Origin of the sequence: Stenotrophomonas sp. JAI102 (genome assembly GCF_013409105.1) — a bacterium.
In the GTDB taxonomy this organism is placed as follows: Bacteria; Pseudomonadota; Gammaproteobacteria; order Xanthomonadales; family Xanthomonadaceae; genus Stenotrophomonas; species Stenotrophomonas maltophilia_AA.
Window position 1 is genome coordinate 1,357,987 of the sequence record NZ_JACCCI010000001.1, and the last position, 18,841, is coordinate 1,376,827.

The following is an 18,841-nucleotide window of genomic DNA, read 5'->3' on the forward strand; positions in this document are numbered from 1 at the left end:
GCTATGCCCCGCACCGTTTTCTGCCAGTACGAACAACGCGACGCCGAAGGCCTGGACTTCGTGCCCTACCCCGGCGAACTGGGCCAGCGCATCTTCAACCACATCGGCAAGCCGGCGTGGGCCGCGTGGCTGGCGCACCAGACCATGCTGATCAACGAAAACCGCCTGTCGCCGCGTGACCCCAAGCACCGCGCGTTCCTGGAAGAAGAACTGGTGAAGTACCTGTTCAGCGGTGGCGCCGAAAAGCCGGCCGGATTCGTTCCGGAGGCGTGACCGGGTCTGATACCGACCAACGGTCGGTATCTACCGCGAGGATGGGGCGGCCACGAGGATGGGCGACAGCGAGGATGTGGCGACCGCGAGCTCACGGTGCCATCTTCGATACCTCGGCCGGCCAGCGGCCGGCACTACCGGACCTGCTGGCCTTCTTCGCGCTCCTGCAGCTGCGCCTGCCGCAGCTCCTGCTCGGAGGCGCGCAGCGCCTGGGTATCGAGCTTGCGGATGCTGCTGATGAAGCACGGCATGTTCATCGGTCCGGACGTGGGGTCACGCACCAGCACCTTGTCGAAGCGGGCCGACACACGGCCCACCCGGCTGGTCAGGCCGATCGCCGGGGCGTAGTCCAGCCCCTGGCACGGCCCGGTCAGTTCCAGCAGATAGCCTTCGCTCGGGCGCGTCCACACCGCCAGCGCGCTGTCGCCCAGTTCGGTCCAGCCTGACAGCGAACCGTACAGCGGCATGTCCTGCTGCGGCGGCCCCGCGTGGGCACGGTAGAGATCGAGCTTCTGCGCGGTGGATAGGCGGCCGGTACTGGCGCACGCGGCCAGCCCAAGGCACAGGGCCACGATGGCGAGGGTCTGCTTCATGACGCCTCCTGCTGGAGAATGTGCGCCGATGATGCGCCGTCCGGCGTGGTCCCGGCGAGAGGAACCCGCCGGGTGTTCAGCGCCCAGGCAGGCACCGATGCCTGCTCAGACCTCGCTGTGGGCCAGGCTGTGCAGCCGCCCTTCGCGCAGCTCCAGCACCCGGTCCAGCTTGCGCGCCAGCGAGCGATCGTGGGTCACCAGCACCAGGCTGGTGTGGTGCGCGCGGTTGAGCTCCAGCATCAGCTCGAACACGGTCGCCGCCGTCTTGTCGTCCAGGTTGCCGGTCGGCTCGTCGCCAAGCACGCAGGCCGGTCGGTTGACCAGGGCGCGGGCGACGGCAGCGCGCTGGCGCTCACCACCGGAGAGCTCACCGGGCTTGTGGTCCAGGCGATGGCCCAGGCCGACCGATTCCAGCAGCGCCTGCGCACGGGTGCGCGCGTCCACCACTTCTTCGCCCCCGAGCAGCACCGGCATCATCACGTTTTCCAGCGCGGTGAATTCGGGCAGCAGGTGGTGGAACTGGTAGACGAAGCCGAGCGCGCGGTTGCGCAGCCGGCCGCGCTGGCTGTCGGACAGGCCGGACATGCGCTGGCCGGCCACATAGACCTCGCCCGCCGTCGGGGTATCCAGGCCGCCCAGCAGGTGCAGCAGGGTGCTCTTGCCGGCGCCGGAGGCACCGATGATCGCCACGGTTTCGCCCGCGGCCACGCGCAGGTCCAGCCCGTTGAACACGGGCGTCTGCATGCGGCCTTCGGCGTAGGTCTTGGCCAGGGCTTCGGCGCGGATGACTTCCTCGCCCAGGGTGAGTGCTTCATTCATAACGCAGGGCCTCCGCCGGCTGGGTGCGTGCCGCGCGCCAGGCGGGATACAGAGTGGCAAGGAAGCTCATGACCAGCGCCACGGCGGTGATCACGATGATGTCCGGGGTCTGCATGTCGGTCGGCAGGCCGGTGATGTAGTAGACGTCTTCCGGCAGCAGCTTGACGTTGAACAGGGTCTCGATCGCCCCGAGGATGCGCTCCAGGTTCAAGGTCAGGGTGATGCCGCCGACCACGCCGAGCACGGTGCCGAAGATGCCGATCAGCGAGCCCTGCACCATGAACACCTGCATGACCCCGCCCGGGGTGAGCCCAAGCGTGCGCAGGATGGCGATGTCAGCCTGCTTGTCGGTGACCAGCATCACCTGCGAGGACACCAGATTGAAGGCGCCCATGGCGATGATCAGCGAGAGCAGGATGCCCATCACCACCTTCTCCATGCGCAGCGAGTGGTAGAGGTTGGCGTTCTGCTGGGTCCAGTCGCTGACGCGGTAGGCGCCGGTCAGGTTGTGGGCCAGATCGACGCCGACGTCCAGCGCCTTGTCCATGTCATGCAGCTTCAGGCGCACGCCGGTGACACCGTCGATACGCAGCACTTTTTCCAGATCGGCCATGTTGGCGTACGCCACGCCGCGGTCGACCTCGTTGTAGCCGGCTTCGAAGATGCCGCTGACGGTGAAGCGCTTCATGCGCGGGATCGCACCGATCGGCGTGCCCTGCACTTCCGCCAGCGTCACCAGCACGGTATCGCCGACGCCGACACCGAGGTAGAGCGCCAGCTCCTTGCCGACCAGCAGGTTGTAGCTGCCTGCGGTCAGGCTGTCGAAACTGCCTTTCTTGACCTTCTCGTTGATGACCGAGACGTTCGGCTCCAGCGCCGGGTCGATGCCCTGCACGATGGCGCCCTGCACGCGGGGACCGCTGAGCATGGCCTGGATTTCGATATACGGTGCCGCGCCGGCAACACGCGGATCCTTTTTCGCCACCTCCACCGCATGCGCCCAGTCAGCCATCGGCGCGCCGTCGGTGGTGATGGTGGTATGCGCGGTCATCTGCAGCAGTCGATCGCGGATTTCCTTCTGGAAACCGCTCATGACCGCCAGCGTGGTGATCAGCACGGTCACGCCCAGGGCAATGCCGAGGATCGAGGCCATGGAGATGAAGGAGATGAAGCCGTTGCGGCGTTTGGCGCGCAGGTAGCGCAGGCCAATCGAGACAGGTATGGGTTTGAACATGCAGGTACGCCGGACAATTCAGGCTATGGTGCCACTGCAGGGGGTGAACGGGAAATGCAGTGTGCCCGGACGGCTAGTCGCAGTTCACGTGCCTGCCCCTGCGGGAGGGTATCGGGCCAGAACAAACGCCAGTGGCGGCGCCCCCCGTCTCGCCAGGCCAGCTGCACCAGCGGGCCGCGCTGCCGCATCTGCAGCTCCTCGACCGGCGCGTCATCCACCTGTGCCGGGGCGTCATCGACCGGGATCAGGAAGACGCAGCCCGGACGGCGCGCATGGCGCCGTGCCTCCCACCAGGTACCGGCCATCGCCACCATGCCCAGCGCCAGACCCCAGGGCGCGGGCAGATCGGTCGACCCCAGCGCCCAGGGCATCAGCGCCCCCATGGCGATCAGCGCACGGCACTGCCAGCGCGAGGGATGCCACTCACGCCGGAAGGGCGCGGATCCGGGCGATGAGGGCGGCGGGCGCGGCATGCGGGCACTCCTCGTAGCCCATGAACCAGCGCCACAACTTATCGTCCTCGCTCTCGAGCAGGAACAGGAAAACCTCGCGCTCGTCTGTCGGTGCCTGCAGCCAGCAACGGTCCAGGTAACGGCCGAACAGCTGGTCCAGCTCGCGCATGCCACGGCGGCAGCGCCAGCGCAGCTTTTTCAGTTCGGTTGCTTCATCCATTTTCTGCGTTTCCAGATAAGGCAAAGCCACGCATGGCGTGGCTCTACCGTTTCGATCCTTTTCTGCAAAGCCACGCATGGCGTGGCGCTACAGGGCACACCTGGATCAGGCGCGGCGCGCCATCATCAGCTTCTTGATCTCGGCAATGGCCAGCGCCGGGTTCAGGCCCTTCGGGCAGGTGCGCGAGCAGTTCATGATGGTGTGGCAGCGGTACAGCTTGAACGGGTCTTCCAGCTCGTCCAGGCGCGCACCGGTGTCTTCATCGCGCGAGTCGATGATCCAGCGGTAGGCCTGCAGCAGGATGGCCGGGCCCAGGTAACGTTCGCCGTTCCACCAGTAGCTCGGGCAGCTGGTCGAGCAGCACGCGCACAGGATGCACTCGTACAGGCCGTCCAGCTTCTTGCGGTCTTCCGGCGACTGCAGGCGCTCGCGATCCGGCGGCGGCGGCGTCTGGGTACGGATCCACGGCTTGATCGAAGCGTACTGCGCGTAGAAGTGGGTCAGGTCTGGCACCAGATCCTTGACCACGCTCATGTGCGGCAGCGGGTAGATCGGCACTTCGGCCTTGCCGCAATCGGCAATCGCACGGGTGCAGGCCAGCGTGTTGGTGCCGTCGATATTCATCGCGCACGAACCGCAGATCCCCTCGCGGCACGAACGACGGAAGGTCAGGGTCGGATCGATCTCGTTCTTGATCTTGATCAGCGCGTCCAGGACCATCGGGCCGCAGGCGTCCAGATCGATCTCATACGTATCGGTGCGCGGATTGCTGTCGTCGTCGGGACTCCAGCGGTAAATCTTGAAGGTGCGGGTGTTCTTCGCACCGGTCTGGGCGGGGAAGTGCTTGCCCTTTCCGATCTTGGAATTCTTGGGGAGGGAAAACTCGGCCATGGCTGTTCTCGTTGGCTCAGGCGGCTCGCGCTGCGGAGCAGGCGCGGGTAGCACGGAAGATGAGGAAGTCGACACCACCGGCCAGCGGCGCACGCGCCACCCCACCCGTGCGGGTGGCGGCGGTCGCGAGCGCTGCGTGGACGGAGGTCATGCCGCAGGTCTCTTAGTAAACGCGCGGCTTGGGCGGGACGACGTCCACGTCCTTGCTCAGCGTGTACATGTGGACCGGACGGTAGTCGAACTCGCACTTGCCGTTTTCGTCGACGTTGACCAGCGTGTGCTTCTGCCAGTTGACGTCGTCGCGGTCCGGGAAGTCCTCATGCGCATGTGCGCCGCGGCTTTCCTTGCGCTGTTCGGCCGAGTTGATCGTCGCCACCGCGTTGAGCAGCAGGTTGTTCAGCTCGTAGGTTTCGATCAGGTCCGAGTTCCACACCAGCGAACGGTCGGAGACCTTGACGTCCTGGAAGGAGTCGAAGATCTCGGCCATCTTGCCGCAGCCCTCTTCCAGCGTCTTGCTGGTACGGAACACCGCCGCGTCGTTCTGCATGGTGCGCTGCATGCGATCGCGGATGACCGAGGTCGGGGTGTCGCCGTTGGCGTAACGCAGCTTGTCGAGCAGGCCCAGGGCCTTGTCGCAGGCATCGGACGGCAGGGTCTTGTGCGGTGCGCCGGACTTGATGGTGTCGGCGCAGCGGTTGGCCACCGCGCGGCCGAACACGACCAGATCCAGCAGCGAGTTCGAGCCCAGGCGGTTGGCGCCGTGCACGGACACGCAGGCCGCTTCGCCGATGGCGTACAGGCCCGGCACGACCGCATCGGGGTTGTCGCCGACCTTGCGCACGACTTCGCCGTGGTAGTTGGTCGGGATGCCACCCATGTTGTAGTGCACGGTCGGGATGACCGGGATCGGCTGCTTGTGCACGTCCACGCCGGCGAAGATGCGGGCGCTTTCAGCGATGCCCGGCAGCTTGTCGTCGATGACGCCCGGGCCGAGGTGGGTCAGGTCGAGCAGGATGTGATCCTTGTGCTCGCCGACGCCGCGGCCTTCGCGGATCTCGATGGTCATCGAACGCGACACCACGTCGCGTGACGCCAGATCCTTGTAGTGCGGTGCATAGCGCTCCATGAAGCGCTCGCCGTTGCTGTTGCGCAGGATGCCGCCTTCGCCGCGCACGCCCTCGGTGATCAGGCAGCCCGCGCCGTAGATACCGGTCGGGTGGAACTGCACGAACTCCATGTCCTGCATCGGCAGGCCGGCGCGCATGACCAGACCGCCGCCGTCGCCGGTGCAGGTGTGGGCCGAGGTGGCGCTGAAGTAGGCGCGGCCGTAGCCGCCGGTGGCCAGCACCACGCCATGGGCGCGGAACAGGTGCAGCGAGCCGTCGGCCATGTCCAGCGCGAGCACGCCGCGGCAGACGCCTTCGTCATCGAAGATCAGGTCGAGCGCGAAGTACTCGATCATGAAGCGCGCGTTGTGGGCCAGCGACTGCTGGTACAGGGTGTGCAGCATGGCGTGGCCGGTACGGTCGGCGGCGGCGCAGGTGCGCTGCGCGGACGGGCCTTCGCCGTACTTGGTCGTCATGCCGCCGAACGGGCGCTGGTAGATCTTACCCTCTTCGGTACGGCTGAACGGCACACCGTAGTGTTCCAGCTCGATGATGGCCGGGATCGCTTCGCGGCACATGTACTCGATGGCGTCCTGGTCACCCAGCCAATCCGACCCCTTGATGGTGTCGAAGAAGTGGTAGCGCCAGTCGTCTTCGCCCATGTTGCCCAGCGCGGCGGAAATACCGCCCTGCGCGGCCACGGTGTGCGAACGGGTCGGGAAGACCTTGGTCAGACAGACCGTCTGCAGGCCCTTGGCGGCAAGGCCGAACGTGGCGCGCAGGCCAGCACCGCCGGCGCCGACCACGACCATGTCGTACTTGTGTTCCGTAATCTTGTAAGCGGACATCTAATCTGGATTCCTGTCTTGGTGCCTGGACTCAGGCGACGCCGAGCGCGATGCGGGCGACCGCAAAAACACTGACGATCCCGCCGAGCACGGCGATGAACTTCACCGTGGTCTGCAGCGCCAGGGCCAGCAGCGAATTGTGGATGTAGTCTTCCAGCACGACCTGCAGGCCGAACTGGGCATGCCAGAACATCGCGACCAGGAAGCCGACCAGCAGCACCGCGTTCCACGGCTTGGACACCGCGTCGGTGGCGGTCACGTAATCGGCGCCGATCAGGCTCAGCACGAACACCAGGAACCAGATGGTCAGGCCGACCAGCGCGGTGGCGGTCAGGCGCTGCAGCACGAAATGCTCGGTGCCGGTCTTGGCGGCGCCCAGGCCACGCACGTTCTTCAGCGGGGTACGGTACTTGTTCATGCGGCCGCTCCCAGGAAGACATAGGCCCAGATCAGGGCGGTGATCACCAGGCTGGCGAAGACCGAGACCCAGCTGCTGCGCACGAAGGCGGGAATGGAGAAGCCGATCGCGAAGTCCTGCACGATATGGCGGATGCCATTGCACAGGTGGTAGGCGAAGGACCAGCTCCAGGCGAACAGGAACAGCTTGCCGTACCAGCTGCCGGCATGGCCGGTGAAGCAGTTCCAGGATTCAGGGCCCATCATCAGGGCGAGCAGGCCGCCGGCGATGATCAGGGCTCCAACAGACAGAAAGATGCCGGTCGCTCGATGCAGTATCGAGGTGGCCATCTGAATCTGCCAGCGATACACCTGAAGGTGCGGGGAAAGGGGACGTTCTCTGGCGGCCATTCGCTGGGCTCGTTGTCTCGGCTGGGCGGCGCAATGCCGCGTTGGCTCAATGCTGATCAGAAATCGATGCAGCGTCCGTTTTTTTCCCAATCTCCGTACCGCACCGGATCAAGTCCGCCGCGGCCGCCGATTTCCAAAGGCAATGCCTCGGTCTCGGGAAGCGGCTGCTTCTCCGGTACCAGCGTGCCTTCAGCTTCAGAATCTGGAGTGGGGGGTGTTTGGCCTATCATGGGTGTTCTCGCAACGCACAAATTTTAGACCCCGTTCACGTGCCTGACAACCTGCCCTCCGATTTCGCCGGCTTTTCGCGCCTCCCCGGTCACCAGCTGCTCAGCCTCAGCGGTGCCGACGCGGCCGCGTTCGCCCATGCCCAATTCTCCAGCGATGTCACCGCCCTGCCCCTGCGGCATTGGCAGTGGAGCGCCTGGCTGACGGCCAAGGGCCGCACCATTGCTGTGTTCCAGCTGTTGCGGCTGGACGAGGAGCGCATCGTGCTGCTGCTCGCCGACGGCGATGCCGATGCGATTGCGTCGCAGTTGCAGCGTTTTGTATTCCGCCGCAAGGTCCGGATCGAGGTGCGCAACGACCTGGCCGTGGTGGCGAGCTTCACCGCCCCCGAAGCGGCCTCCGGCGCCGCGATTGCGCAACTTGGTGGCGAAACCGTGGAATTGGACCTGGGCAGCGATGCGCTTCCGCGCAGCCTGCGGATCGGTGCCGCCGATGCCGTGGCCGCCGCCGCGGACAGCGCGGATATCGCGCTGGCCTGGCGCCAGTCCGACCTGCGCTATGGGCTGCCGCGACTGGACGCCGATCAGCGTGAACAGTGGACGCCACAGCAGCTGGGGCTGGACCGCCTGAACGGGTACAGCGTCAAGAAAGGCTGCTACCCGGGCCAGGAAATCGTGGCCCGCACCCATTTCCTGGGCAAGGCCAAGCGCGCCCTGCAGCTGCTGCGGGTCGTGGAGGGCACGACCAGCGGCACGCAGGTGCAGCAGAACGAGGCGGCGATCGGCACGGTGGCCGCGGTGGCCGGTGACCTGGCCCTGGCGGTGCTGCCGCTGGAAATCGCCCCCGAACCGTTGACGGTCGGCGGGGTCGAAGCTACCCATCTGCCCTTGCTGGACGGCCTGGCGCGGTAGACCCGGCAGGCGCCGACCGTTGGTCGGCGCGCCCCGTAACCCGTCCGCGCCTTAGGCGTCGTTCAAGCGCTCGCCGGTCTCTGCATCGAAGAAATGCAGGCCCTGCGGGTGGATCGCCACGCGGATCGGCTCGCCGACCGACGGCAACGCCTGCGGCGCCACGCGCATCACCAATGGCTGGCCGCCGCTGGTCATGTTGACGAAGATTTCGTTGCCGACCGGCTCGATGCCATCGATCATCGCCTCGAACGCCGTCGCATCCCCGGCCGCGGCCGGCTGCAGATGCTCCGGGCGCACGCCCACGGCGATCGCCTTGCCGACCCACGCCTGATCGATCCGGGCCTGGCCCAGCGGCGCGGTCAGTGCGGTGTCCTGCACGGCATAGCCACTGGCGGTGCGCTGCAGGGTGCCGCGCAGCACGTTCATCGCCGGGCTGCCGAGGAAGCCGGCCACGAACAGATTGGCCGGACGGTCGTACAGCGCCATCGGGGTATCGATCTGCTGGATCACGCCGTCCTTGAGCACCACGATCCGCTGGCCCAGGGTCATCGCTTCCACCTGATCGTGGGTCACGTAGATCATCGTGGTGCCGAGCTTGCGATGCAGCTGCGCGATTTCCGTGCGCACGCTGTGGCGCAGCTTGGCGTCCAGGTTGGACAGCGGCTCATCCAGCAGGAACACCGCCGGCTCGCGCACCAGCGCACGGCCCAGCGCGACACGCTGACGCTGGCCGCCGGACATCGCCTTGGGCAGCTTGTCGAGCATGTCGGTCAGGCCCAGCGTTTCGGCCGCCTCGCCCACCCGCTTGCTGATCGTGGCCTTGTCGTGCCCCCGCAGCTTCAGACCAAAGGCCAGGTTCTCGGCCACGGTCATGTGCGGGTACAACGCATAGCTCTGGAACACCATGGCGATGTCGCGGTCCTTGGGCGCCACGTCGTTGACCACGCGGTCGCCGATCGTCAGCGTGCCGCCACTGATTTCTTCCAGGCCGGCGACCATGCGCAGCAGTGTGGACTTGCCACACCCCGACGGCCCCACCAGCACCATCAATTCACCATCGGCCACTTCGAAGGTCGCGCCCTGCACGGCCACCTGACCGTTGTCATAGACCTTGCGAACGCCCTGCAACTGCACTTTTGCCATATCACCATTCCAGTCCGCCCGGTCTCCGGGCTGTTATGCGGAACTGCCTTCGGCCCTCCCGATGGCAGGTCGATGGCGTGGTGCCGCATGACGGCGACCACTGCAATCGAATACAGTCTGCGCATTCTGCCATGTAAACGTTTTCACGTGGCACTATCCGATAGTCGGCCGTGACCTGGATGCCGGGGAGGATGCGATATCTCCCACGACACCGGGTTGGCAGGCCATCATGCCGGGCGGAATCCATGGGGCGTGCTGCACCTGCAACAAGCAGACAACGGACCCCGCCCGACCCCCGAGAACATAGACGAGAAGCGATTGACAACGATGTCACCCGGATCTGAAACTCGAGCGATGCACGACACCCTTTTCCTGTTTGGCGCCACAGGTGACCTGGCCCAGCGCTATCTGTTCCCCTCGCTGCTGCGATTGCTGGGCGACGGTCTGCTCCCCGAGGACTTCAAGGTCCGTGCGCTGGCGCTGTCGCCGCACGATACCGAAGCCTTCCGCGAGATCCTGCGCCCGCGCCTGCAGCAGGCCATGCCGATGGCCAGCCAGGACGACATCCACTCGCTCCTGCAGCGCATCGATTACCGCTCGGTGGATCTGCGCAATCCGGACTCGGTGGCCGAGTCGGTCAGCGATCTGGTCGACCGCCACTGCGTGAGCTACCTGGCCATTCCGCCGGGCCTGTACATCTCCACCTGCGAAGGGCTGGCCAAGGGCGGCGCGTTGGCCGCTCCGCACCGCCTGATGCTGGAGAAGCCGATCGGCAGCGACAGTGCCAGCGCCGAGGAGATCATCTCCACCATCGGCCAGTGGATCGACGAAGACCGCGTGTTCCGCCTGGATCACTACCTGGGCAAGGCCGCGGTGCAGAACCTGATCGCGCTGCGCTTCGGCAACACGCTGCTCGAGGCGGTGTGGAACCGCAACTACATCGAATCGGTGCACATCCTGGTCGCCGAGAGCGAGGGCGTGGACGGTCGCGATGCCTATTACGCCCGCTCCGGCGCGCTGCGCGACATGGTCCAGAGCCACATCCTGCAGCTGCTGTGCCTGGTCGCGATGGAGCCGCCGGCCTCGCTGGAAGCCGATCGCATCCGCGATGAAAAGGTCAAAGTGCTGCGCGCCCTGCGCCCGCTCACCGCCAAGCACGCCGCGCGCGACAGCGTCCGCGGCCGCTACACCGCCGGCACCATCAACGGCCAGCCCGCGCAGGCCTACCAGCCTCCGGAAGGCAGCGATGTGGAAACCTTCGCCGGGGTCACCGCGCATATCGACAACTGGCGCTGGTCCGGCGTGCCGTTCCACCTGGTCACCGGCAAGCGCCTGGCCGAGCGCACCACCCGCGTGGTGGTCACGCTCAAGCCGGTCACCCACTGGCTGTTCGAGCGCCCGCACCGCCGCAACGCGACCCCGAACCGCATCACCTTCCAACTGCAGCCGCAGGAGAACATCGAGCTGGGCCTGATGAGCTCGCTGGCCGGCCCGGAATGGGGCGCGCTGGAGCTGCATCCGCTGGAACTGGAACTGTCCGTCCCGACCGGCCTGCACCGTCGCATCGCTTACGAGCGCCTGTTCCTGGATGCATTCAACGGCAACCATGCGCTGTTCGTGCGCGATGACGAAGTGCGCGCCGCCTGGGCCTGGATCGACAGCGTCAGCGACGCGTGGAAGGAAGCCAAGCTGCCACTGCAGCCCTACCCGGCCGGCGAATGGGGTCCGCGGGAAGCCACCGGCTTCCTGCCCGCCGACGCCGAGGCCGACGCTGTCCACGGTGATCAGGCATGACGGTGTTGTCCCAGCCGGTCCTCGTCGCGGATATCGGAGGCACCAACGCACGCTTCGCCCTGGCCGATACCTCGCTGGCCGCGCCGCTGCAGCAGGACAGCATCCGCGAGTTCCGCGTCGCGGAGTTCCCGTCGCTCGGTGAGGCGGCGCGCCACTATCTGGACGAGATCGGCGCGGAGGCAAAACGCGGCGTGTTCGCCGTGGCCGGCCGCGTCGACGGTGACGAGGCGCGCATCACCAATCACCCGTGGGTGATCTCGCGCATGCGCACCGCGCACATGCTCGGCTTCGACGAGCTGCACCTGATCAACGACTTCGCCGCCCAGGCGATGGCGATTTCGCTGCTGCAGCCGCAGGACGTGATCCAGGTCGGCGGCGCGGCGTGGGTGCCGGGCAAACCCGGCCAGCCGCGCAACTATGCGGTGATCGGCCCGGGCACCGGGCTGGGCGTGGGCGGGCTGATCCTGCGCCACGGCCGCTGCTACCCGCTGGAAACCGAAGGCGGCCACGTCAGCTTCCCGCCGGGCACGCCGGAGGAAATCCGCATTCTGGAAATCCTCTCCGAGCAGTTCGGCCGTGTCTCCAACGAGCGCCTGATCTGCGGCCCGGGCCTGGTCAACATCCATCGCGCCGTGTGCGAGATGGCCGATATCGATCCGGGCCAGCTGCAGCCGGTGGACGTCACCGCGCGTGCGCTGCATGGCGACCCGCAGGCGATGCGCACCGTGGATGTGTTCTGCGCGGTGTTCGGCGCGATCGCCGGCGACCTGGTGCTGATGCAGGGCGCCTGGGACGGCGTGTTCCTGACCGGCGGCCTGGTGCCCAAGATGCTCGATTCGCTGCAGCACTCCGGCTTCCGCCAGCGCTTTGAACACAAGGGCCGCTTCTCTTCGATCATGTCCAAGGTGCCGTCACTGGCGGTGATGCACCCCAGCCCCGGCCTGCTCGGCGCGGCCGCATATGCGGCGGATGTGGAACGCGATCTGCCGGGAGGCACCGCATGAATACCTTGGATACGTCCGACCGTTTCACCCTGGTCCGCCACGGCGATGCCGATGGCTGGATCGAAGCCGTGGCCGCCGAAATGGCCGCCGAGCTCAACCGCGACATCGCCGAATTCGGGCGGGCGCGCATGCTGCTCTCCGGCGGCACCACGCCGGCGCCGATCTACCAGGCGCTGGCCGAGCTGGACGTTCAGTGGGACCGGGTGGAAGTGAGCCTGGTCGATGAGCGCTGGCTCTCGCCGCAGGATCGCGACAGCAATGCATGGCTGGTGAAGGAGAGCTTCCTCACCCGTGCCGAAGGCGCGCATTTCGATCCGCTGGTACGGGTCGGCAAGCCGCTGCCCGAGTGCGTCTACAGCGCCAACCTGCAGGCCCAGCACAGCCAGCGGCCCTGCCTGAGCGTGCTCGGCATGGGCAATGACGGCCACACTGCCTCGCTGTTCCCGGGCTCGAAGGATCTGACCCGCGCACTGGAAAGCACCCTGCCCTACGCGGCGCTGGATGCCACCGGCTGCCCCGGTGCGAACCAGTGGCCGCTGCGCATCACCCTCACGCCACACGGCCTGAAGCAGAGCCGCCAGCGCCTGTTGCTGCTGCGTGGCAAGCAGAAGCTGGAAGTGCTCAAGCACGCGCTGGAAAGCAACAATCCGCAGCTGTATCCCATCCTCAACGCGATCGATCTCGACGGCGCGAAACTGCGCGTCCACTGGTGTGACTGAGTTGCCCCGGTGTTGTTCCGTTCGCCTTCTCATAGCCGGTAGCCAATGAGCCTGCATCCCAAACTCCATGCCATCACCGAGCGCATCGTCCAGCGCAGCGTCGCCTCCCGCGCCGCCTACCTGGCCGGTGTCGACGCGGCGCTGCGCGACGGTCCGTTCCGTTCGCGCCTGAGCTGCGGCAACCTCGCCCACGGATTCGCCGCGTGCGGCCCCACCGACAAGTCGCGCCTGCGCGGCGGCGTGACGCCCAACCTGGGCATCATCACCGCGTACAACGACATGCTCTCGGCGCACCAGCCGTTCGAGCACTACCCGGAGATCCTGCGCGAAACCGCGCGCGAACTCGGCGCGACCGCACAGGTTGCCGGTGGCGTGCCGGCGATGTGCGACGGCGTCACCCAGGGCCGCGGCGGCATGGAGCTGTCGCTGTTCTCGCGCGATGTGATCGCACAGTCGACCGCGATCGGCCTGAGCCATGACATGTTCGATGCCAGCGTCTACCTCGGCGTCTGCGACAAGATCGTGCCGGGCCTGCTGATCGGTGCGCTCGCTTTCGGCCACCTGCCGGCGATCTTCCTGCCGGCCGGCCCGATGACCCCGGGCATTCCGAACAAGCAGAAGGCCGAAGTGCGCGAGCGCTATGCGGCCGGCCAGGCGACCCGCGAGGAACTGCTGGAAGCCGAAGCCGCCTCGTACCACGGCGCCGGCACCTGCACCTTCTATGGCACCGCCAACTCCAACCAGACCCTGCTCGAGGCGATGGGCGTGCAGATGCCGGGCGCCTCGTTCGTCAATCCGGATACGCCGCTGCGCGATGCACTGACCCGCCAGGCGGCAGTGCGTGCGCTGGAGATCAGCGCGCTGGGCGACGACTTCCGTCCGCTCGGCCGCCTGATCGACGAACGCGCGATCGTCAACGCCGTGGTCACCCTGATGGCCACCGGTGGCTCGACCAACCACACCATCCACTGGATCGCAGTGGCGCGTGCAGCCGGCATCGTGCTGACCTGGGACGACATGGACCAGCTCTCGCAGCTGATCCCGCTGCTGGCCCGCGTCTATCCGAACGGCGAAGCCGACGTGAACCGCTTCGCGGCCGCGGGCGGCACCGCGTTCGTGTTCCGTGAGCTGATGGAGGCCGGCCTGATGCACGCCGACCTGCAGACCGTGGCCGAAGGCGGCATGCCGCAGTACGGCCAGGAGCCGGCGTTGCGCGACGGCAAGCTGACCTACATCGATGGCGTGCGCGAGAGCGCCGATCCGGATGTGGTGCGTGGCGTGGCCAATCCGTTCGAATCCCAAGGCGGCCTGCGCCTGCTGCGCGGCAATCTCGGTCGCTCGCTGATCAAGCTGTCGGCGGTGAAGCCGGAGTTCCGCACGATCGAAGCGCCGGCGGTGGTGGTCGATGCGCCGCAGGTGCTGAACAAGCTGCACGCGGCCGGCGTGCTGCCGCACGATTTCGTTGCGGTGGTCCGTTACCAGGGCCCGCGCTCCAACGGCATGCCGGAGCTGCATTCGCTGGCGCCGCTGCTGGGTCTGTTGCAGAACCAGGGGCGCCGGGTGGCGCTGGTCACCGATGGTCGTCTGTCGGGCGCCTCGGGCAAGTTCCCGGCGGCGATCCACATGACGCCGGAAGCGTCGCGTGGGGGGCCGCTGGCGCGGGTGCGCGAGGGCGACATCATCCGCCTGGATGGTGAGGCCGGCACGCTGGAACTGCTGGTGGATGCGGCGGAGTTCGCGGCACGCGAGCCGGCGCCGAACACGGCACCGGCGGGGCACGATCTGGGCCGCAATCTGTTCGCGATGAGCCGCCGTCTTGTGGGCCCGGCCGATCAGGGCGCGATGTCGATTTCGTGTGGGCCGGCGGCCGATGACGGCAGCATCTGGAATTACGATGCGGAATACGAGCTTGGGCGTGATGCGGCGGCTGCGGATGCGCCGCATGAGGCGAAAGACGCCTGAGCTGACCCAGCGGTAAGGTTTCCTGGTTGAGGCAGCGGATGGCCCCAACCAGGACGCGCCGTGAACCCGTCCATGGGGGCTCGTCAGCGCCATCCATGGCGCTGTAACGGTCCTGGTTGGGGCCATCCCGCTGCCTCCGGACACATTTTGGCGCGTCGTTTGCGCTGCAGACATTGATGAGAAGAAGGATTGGAAACGCATGAGCATCGCCGAACATCAGAAACGTGCTGAAACCCTGTTGACGGCTGCCGGCATTCTGCCGGTGGTGACGGTGCATACGCTGGATCAGGCCCGTGCGGTCAGCGCGGCGTTGCTGGAGGGTGGGCTGCCCGCGATCGAGCTGACGCTGCGGACGCCGGTGGCGATGGAAGCACTCGCGATGCTCAAGCGCGAGCTGCCGGATGTGGTGGTGGGTGCGGGCACGGTGTTGACCGTGGAGCAGATGCAGCAGTCGATCGATGCGGGGGCGGATTTCCTGGTCACGCCGGGTACGCCGGCGCACATGGCCGATGCGTTGGCACAGGCCGCGTTGCCGGTGGTGCCGGGTGCGGCGTCGCCGACCGAAATGCTGGCGCTGTATGCGCGCGGCTTCCGGGTCTGCAAGCTGTTCCCGGCCTCGGCCGTGGGCGGGCTGGCGATGATCAAGGGGCTGGCCGGTCCGATTCCGGACCTGAAGCTGTGCCCGACCGGTGGCATCACCGAAGACACCGCCGCCGAGTACCTGGAGCAGAAGAACGTGGTCTGCATCGGTGGCTCGTGGATGGTGCCGGGCGGTTGGATCGAGCGCGGCGAGTGGGACAAGGTACGCGCGAGTGCGGCCCAAGCCGCGAAGATCGTGGCGCGGGTCCGCGCGCGCTGAACGAAAACGCCCGGGCATGCCCGGGCGTTTTTCATCCGCCGCCAGCACGCGGGTTACATCGGTCGCGCCGGATTCACCAGGCCGTACTGGCTGGCCATGCGCGCCAGCGCGATGTTGTCATTGATGCCCATCTTCTCGAACAGGCGCGCCTTGTGCGTGTTGACGGTCTTCGCGCTGAGGCTCAGGCGCTTGGCGATGTCTTCCTGGCGCAGGCCCTGGGTGAGCAGCAGCGCCACTTCCAGTTCGCGCGGGGACAGCGTGTCGAACGGCGAGTGGTTGCCTTCCACGTTCGACAGCGCCAGGTTCTGCGCGATGCTGTTGCCCAGGTAACGGCGACCGAGCGCGGCATCGCGCACGGCACGCAGCAGTTCCTGTGCGTCGCAGGCCTTGCCGATGTAGCCGGAGGCACCGGCTTCGAGCAGGCGCTTGGGCATCGGGCCATCTTCAAGGACGGAGACGATCACCACGCGGGTGCCGTGATCGCCACGGACCACGCGTTCGGTGACCTCCATGCCGCTCACGCCCGGCAGGTGCAGATCGCACAGCACGACGTCGGGCCGCAGGCGGCGGATATCCGGCAGCGCATCTTCACCGCTCTCCGCCTCACCGACCACCTCGATGTCGGTCTCGTTGGAGAGGATCATTTTCATGCCGGTACGCACCAGAGCATGATCGTCCACCAGATACACTCGAATCGTCATCCGCCAACCTCGTCAAACACTGTGAACGGGGGCAAGCCTAGCTGCGGGATGTGTCGATCACAAGGAACCCGGTTCCCCGTCATCGCGTTCTGCTCCGCGCATCACAGACGTGCTGTCCTGCCCCTCCCCCTGTGCCTCTCATCCTAGTCTGTTCCAAAGAAACAGCCTATCGATGCGGCTCGCTTTCATGCCGTTTTCGGCCAGTTTACCGCCGTAATGCTCTCAGTGGCGGTGCCGCCAGGGATGGCGGCGGCGGAACATGACCAGGAAGCACCCTACCACCCAGACCAGGGCGGCACACCAGCCGGCCAGGATGTCGGAGGGGTAATGGACCCCGAGGTAGACCCTCGAGAGGCTCACCAGCACCGCGAAGGTCACCGCCGACAGGGCCACCGGCCAACGCCAGCGGGTGTTCCAGGCCAGCAGCACCAGGGTAACGGCCAGGGTCATCGAGCCCATCGCATGGCCGCTGGGGAAACTGAAGGTGCTCTCCGGGGCGATCGATTCCCACAGGCTGGGGCGGTCGCGCTGGAAGAAGCGCTTGCTGCCCAGGTTCAGCAGGGCGGAGCCGACGAAGCAGATCGCCACGAAACTGGCTTCGCGCCAGCGTTTGCGCCAGACCAGCAGGGACACGATCAACACGTCGGCGGGGATCAGGAACCACTCATAGCCCAGCTTGGAGAGCAGCACGAAGAACGCGTCCAGCCCCGGCGAATGCAGGCCGTGCAGCTTCCACAGCAGGGGCGCGTCGAAATAGATCGATTCCAGTTCGTGGACTTCGTCGGCCAGCGCGACGAACCCGGCCAGCGGCAACAGCACGCCGACGAACAGCAGCACGAAGCGCCAGGCGTTGCGGCCCATCCAGTGGCGGAAACCGGCCGCCGGCTCCGGGGCGGCCAGCACCGCCGGCTTATCCCGCGCGTCGGACATAGGTCCGTTCGACGTACGCGTCGATCAGCGCCACGAAGTCCTGGGCGATGTTGTCGCCGCGCAGGGTCACCGTCTTCTCACCGTCCACGAAGACCGGTGCAGCCGGGGTTTCGCCGGTGCCCGGCAGCGAGATGCCGATGTTGGCGTGGCGCGATTCGCCCGGCCCGTTGACGATGCAGCCCATGACCGCCAGGGTCATGCTTTCCGCGCCGGGGTGGCTCACTTTCCAGACCGGCATCTTCTCGCGCACATGGTTCTGCACCACCTTGGCCAGTTCCTGGAAGAACTCGGAGGTGGTCCGGCCGCAACCCGGGCAGGCCGTGACCAGCGGCGTGAAGGCCCGCTGCCCGGTGGTCTGCAGCAGCTCCTGGGCCACGATCACCTCGGCCGTGCGCGACTGGCCCGGCTCGGGCGTCAGCGAAATGCGGATGGTGTCGCCGATGCCTTCCTGCAGCAGCACGGCCAGCGCCGCCGAGGAGGCGACGATGCCCTTGCTGCCGATACCGGCTTCGGTCAGGCCCAGGTGCAGCGCGAAATCCGAGCGCTGGGCCAGGTCGCGGTACACCGCGATCAGTTCCTGCACGCCACTGACCTTGGCCGAGAGCACGATGCGATCGCGCGGCAGGCCGAGCTCGACAGCGGTTTCAGCCGAATCCAGCGCCGACCGGATCAACGCTTCGCGCAGTACGCGGCCGGCATCCCAGGGCTGCGCGCGCTGGCTGTTCTCGTCCATCAGGCGCGCGGCCAGGGACTGGTCCAGCGAGCCCCAGTTGGCGCCGATGCGGACCGGCTTGTTGTAGCGGATCGCGAACTCGATCAGCTGCGCGAACTGGGTGTCCTTCTTCCTGCCGAAGCCGACGTTGCCCGGATTGATCCGGTACTTGGCCAGGGCCTCGGCGCAGGCCGGTTCCTGGGTCAACAACTGGTGGCCGTTGTAGTGGAAGTCGCCGATCAGGGGGACATCGATCCCCATCATCTGCAGCTTCTCCACGATCCGCGGAATGGCCGCGGCCGACTCGGGATTGTTGACGGTCAACCGCACCATCTCCGAGCCCGCACGCCACAGTTCGGCCACCTGCTTCACGCTGGAGGCGACATCGGCGGTGTCGGTGTTGGTCATCGACTGCACCACCACGGGATGGCCCCCACCCACGACCACGCCGCCGATATGGACAGGCTGGGTCTGGCGGCGGGCCCACACGGCGGAATCGGCGGGTTGGGTCGGTCGGGTCACGGCGTCATGCATCCGCCTATTTTAGCGCGCCAGGCGCACGCTGAGGTGCTTGCCGTTGGTTGCCGCTCATGTTGCCCCGCCGCGATGCGGCCGATTGTCGCAGGCAGGCGTTG

General features: G+C 66.8%; 21 protein-coding genes. 7 read left to right on the top strand and 14 right to left on the bottom strand.

All coding sequences use genetic code 11. The annotated features are described in order from the left end of the window. The first annotated feature begins 3 nt into the window (after positions 1-3). Complete coding sequence (locus HDC96_RS06265; RefSeq protein WP_019183247.1) at positions 4-273, top strand: oxidative damage protection protein; 270 nt, start codon at positions 4-6, stop codon at positions 271-273. Between the two features lie 134 nt (positions 274-407). Here HDC96_RS06265 and HDC96_RS06270 read toward each other — a convergent pair whose 3' ends face one another. The 10 genes from HDC96_RS06270 to HDC96_RS06315 all read right to left on the bottom strand — a co-directional run bounded on the left by HDC96_RS06270 (position 408) and on the right by HDC96_RS06315 (position 7,473). After that, entirely contained in the window at positions 408-866 is a 459-nt protein-coding gene (locus tag HDC96_RS06270) for a DUF6491 family protein (protein WP_179459208.1), read from the bottom strand. Between the two features lie 105 nt (positions 867-971). Continuing rightward, positions 972-1,685, bottom strand: coding sequence for a lipoprotein-releasing ABC transporter ATP-binding protein LolD (gene lolD, locus HDC96_RS06275; protein ID WP_179459209.1), 714 nt, complete (start codon positions 1,683-1,685; stop codon positions 972-974). Next, positions 1,678-2,919, bottom strand: coding sequence for a lipoprotein-releasing ABC transporter permease subunit (locus tag HDC96_RS06280; RefSeq protein WP_179459210.1), 1,242 nt, complete (start codon positions 2,917-2,919; stop codon positions 1,678-1,680). Before HDC96_RS06280 ends, lolD begins: the two co-directional genes overlap by 8 nt. Positions 2,920-2,942: 23 nt before the next feature. Next, positions 2,943-3,392 carry a hypothetical protein gene (locus HDC96_RS06285; protein ID WP_179459211.1) on the bottom strand — a complete coding sequence of 150 codons (450 nt, stop codon included), beginning with the start codon at positions 3,390-3,392 and terminating at the stop codon, positions 2,943-2,945. Then, positions 3,343-3,591 carry a succinate dehydrogenase assembly factor 2 gene (locus tag HDC96_RS06290; RefSeq protein WP_019183252.1) on the bottom strand — a complete coding sequence of 83 codons (249 nt, stop codon included), beginning with the start codon at positions 3,589-3,591 and terminating at the stop codon, positions 3,343-3,345. The genes HDC96_RS06285 and HDC96_RS06290 overlap by 50 nt, the downstream gene beginning before the upstream one ends. 105 nt (positions 3,592-3,696) lie before the next feature. Beyond that, positions 3,697-4,482: a succinate dehydrogenase iron-sulfur subunit gene (locus HDC96_RS06295; RefSeq protein ID WP_088432210.1), complete on the bottom strand. Its 786-nt coding sequence runs from the start codon at positions 4,480-4,482 to the stop codon at positions 3,697-3,699. Between the two features lie 163 nt (positions 4,483-4,645). Next, on the bottom strand, positions 4,646-6,436 hold the full coding sequence (sdhA, locus tag HDC96_RS06300; RefSeq protein WP_179459212.1) for a succinate dehydrogenase flavoprotein subunit: 1,791 nt from the start codon (positions 6,434-6,436) through the stop codon (positions 4,646-4,648). A 31-nt stretch (positions 6,437-6,467) separates the two neighbouring features. After that, on the bottom strand, positions 6,468-6,854 hold the full coding sequence (gene sdhD, locus HDC96_RS06305; protein WP_179459213.1) for a succinate dehydrogenase, hydrophobic membrane anchor protein: 387 nt from the start codon (positions 6,852-6,854) through the stop codon (positions 6,468-6,470). Next, the gene (sdhC, locus tag HDC96_RS06310) at positions 6,851-7,243 is read right to left on the bottom strand and encodes a succinate dehydrogenase, cytochrome b556 subunit (protein WP_179459214.1); all 393 of its coding nucleotides are present in this window, start codon (positions 7,241-7,243) and stop codon (positions 6,851-6,853) included. The genes sdhD and sdhC overlap by 4 nt, the downstream gene beginning before the upstream one ends. A gap of 56 nt (positions 7,244-7,299) precedes the next feature. Next, positions 7,300-7,473 carry a DUF1674 domain-containing protein gene (locus tag HDC96_RS06315; protein WP_179459215.1) on the bottom strand — a complete coding sequence of 58 codons (174 nt, stop codon included), beginning with the start codon at positions 7,471-7,473 and terminating at the stop codon, positions 7,300-7,302. A 39-nt stretch (positions 7,474-7,512) separates the two neighbouring features. Between HDC96_RS06315 and HDC96_RS06320 the strand changes: the two genes are divergently transcribed. Then, positions 7,513-8,382 carry a folate-binding protein YgfZ gene (locus tag HDC96_RS06320; RefSeq protein ID WP_179459216.1) on the top strand — a complete coding sequence of 290 codons (870 nt, stop codon included), beginning with the start codon at positions 7,513-7,515 and terminating at the stop codon, positions 8,380-8,382. A gap of 51 nt (positions 8,383-8,433) precedes the next feature. Here HDC96_RS06320 and ugpC read toward each other — a convergent pair whose 3' ends face one another. Beyond that, entirely contained in the window at positions 8,434-9,525 is a 1,092-nt protein-coding gene (gene ugpC / locus HDC96_RS06325) for a sn-glycerol-3-phosphate ABC transporter ATP-binding protein UgpC (protein ID WP_179459217.1), read from the bottom strand. A 354-nt stretch (positions 9,526-9,879) separates the two neighbouring features. On the opposite strand from ugpC, the gene zwf reads away from it, so the two are divergent. The 5 genes from zwf (at position 9,880) to HDC96_RS06350 (ending at position 15,863) form a co-directional block, all read left to right on the top strand. Then, positions 9,880-11,319, top strand: a complete 1,440-nt coding sequence (gene zwf / locus HDC96_RS06330; RefSeq protein ID WP_179459218.1) for a glucose-6-phosphate dehydrogenase — start codon at positions 9,880-9,882, stop codon at positions 11,317-11,319. Then, positions 11,316-12,323, top strand: a complete 1,008-nt coding sequence (gene glk / locus HDC96_RS06335; RefSeq protein WP_176989684.1) for a glucokinase — start codon at positions 11,316-11,318, stop codon at positions 12,321-12,323. The genes zwf and glk overlap by 4 nt, the downstream gene beginning before the upstream one ends. Beyond that, positions 12,320-13,042, top strand: coding sequence for a 6-phosphogluconolactonase (pgl, locus tag HDC96_RS06340; protein WP_179459219.1), 723 nt, complete (start codon positions 12,320-12,322; stop codon positions 13,040-13,042). Before glk ends, pgl begins: the two co-directional genes overlap by 4 nt. 45 nt (positions 13,043-13,087) lie before the next feature. Further along, on the top strand, positions 13,088-15,004 hold the full coding sequence (gene edd, locus HDC96_RS06345) for a phosphogluconate dehydratase (protein ID WP_179459220.1): 1,917 nt from the start codon (positions 13,088-13,090) through the stop codon (positions 15,002-15,004). 199 nt (positions 15,005-15,203) lie between these two features. Beyond that, positions 15,204-15,863: a bifunctional 4-hydroxy-2-oxoglutarate aldolase/2-dehydro-3-deoxy-phosphogluconate aldolase gene (locus tag HDC96_RS06350; RefSeq protein WP_179459221.1), complete on the top strand. Its 660-nt coding sequence runs from the start codon at positions 15,204-15,206 to the stop codon at positions 15,861-15,863. Between the two features lie 53 nt (positions 15,864-15,916). Here HDC96_RS06350 and HDC96_RS06355 read toward each other — a convergent pair whose 3' ends face one another. The 3 genes from HDC96_RS06355 to ispG form a co-directional block, all read right to left on the bottom strand. Then, a complete protein-coding gene (locus HDC96_RS06355; protein WP_123728958.1) occupies positions 15,917-16,564 on the bottom strand; it encodes a response regulator in 648 nt (215 codons plus the stop codon). 222 nt (positions 16,565-16,786) lie between these two features. Beyond that, positions 16,787-17,494, bottom strand: coding sequence for a phosphatase PAP2 family protein (locus tag HDC96_RS06360; protein WP_179459222.1), 708 nt, complete (start codon positions 17,492-17,494; stop codon positions 16,787-16,789). Beyond that, positions 17,475-18,740 carry a flavodoxin-dependent (E)-4-hydroxy-3-methylbut-2-enyl-diphosphate synthase gene (ispG, locus tag HDC96_RS06365; RefSeq protein WP_179459223.1) on the bottom strand — a complete coding sequence of 422 codons (1,266 nt, stop codon included), beginning with the start codon at positions 18,738-18,740 and terminating at the stop codon, positions 17,475-17,477. Before ispG ends, HDC96_RS06360 begins: the two co-directional genes overlap by 20 nt. Positions 18,741-18,841 lie beyond the last annotated feature (101 nt).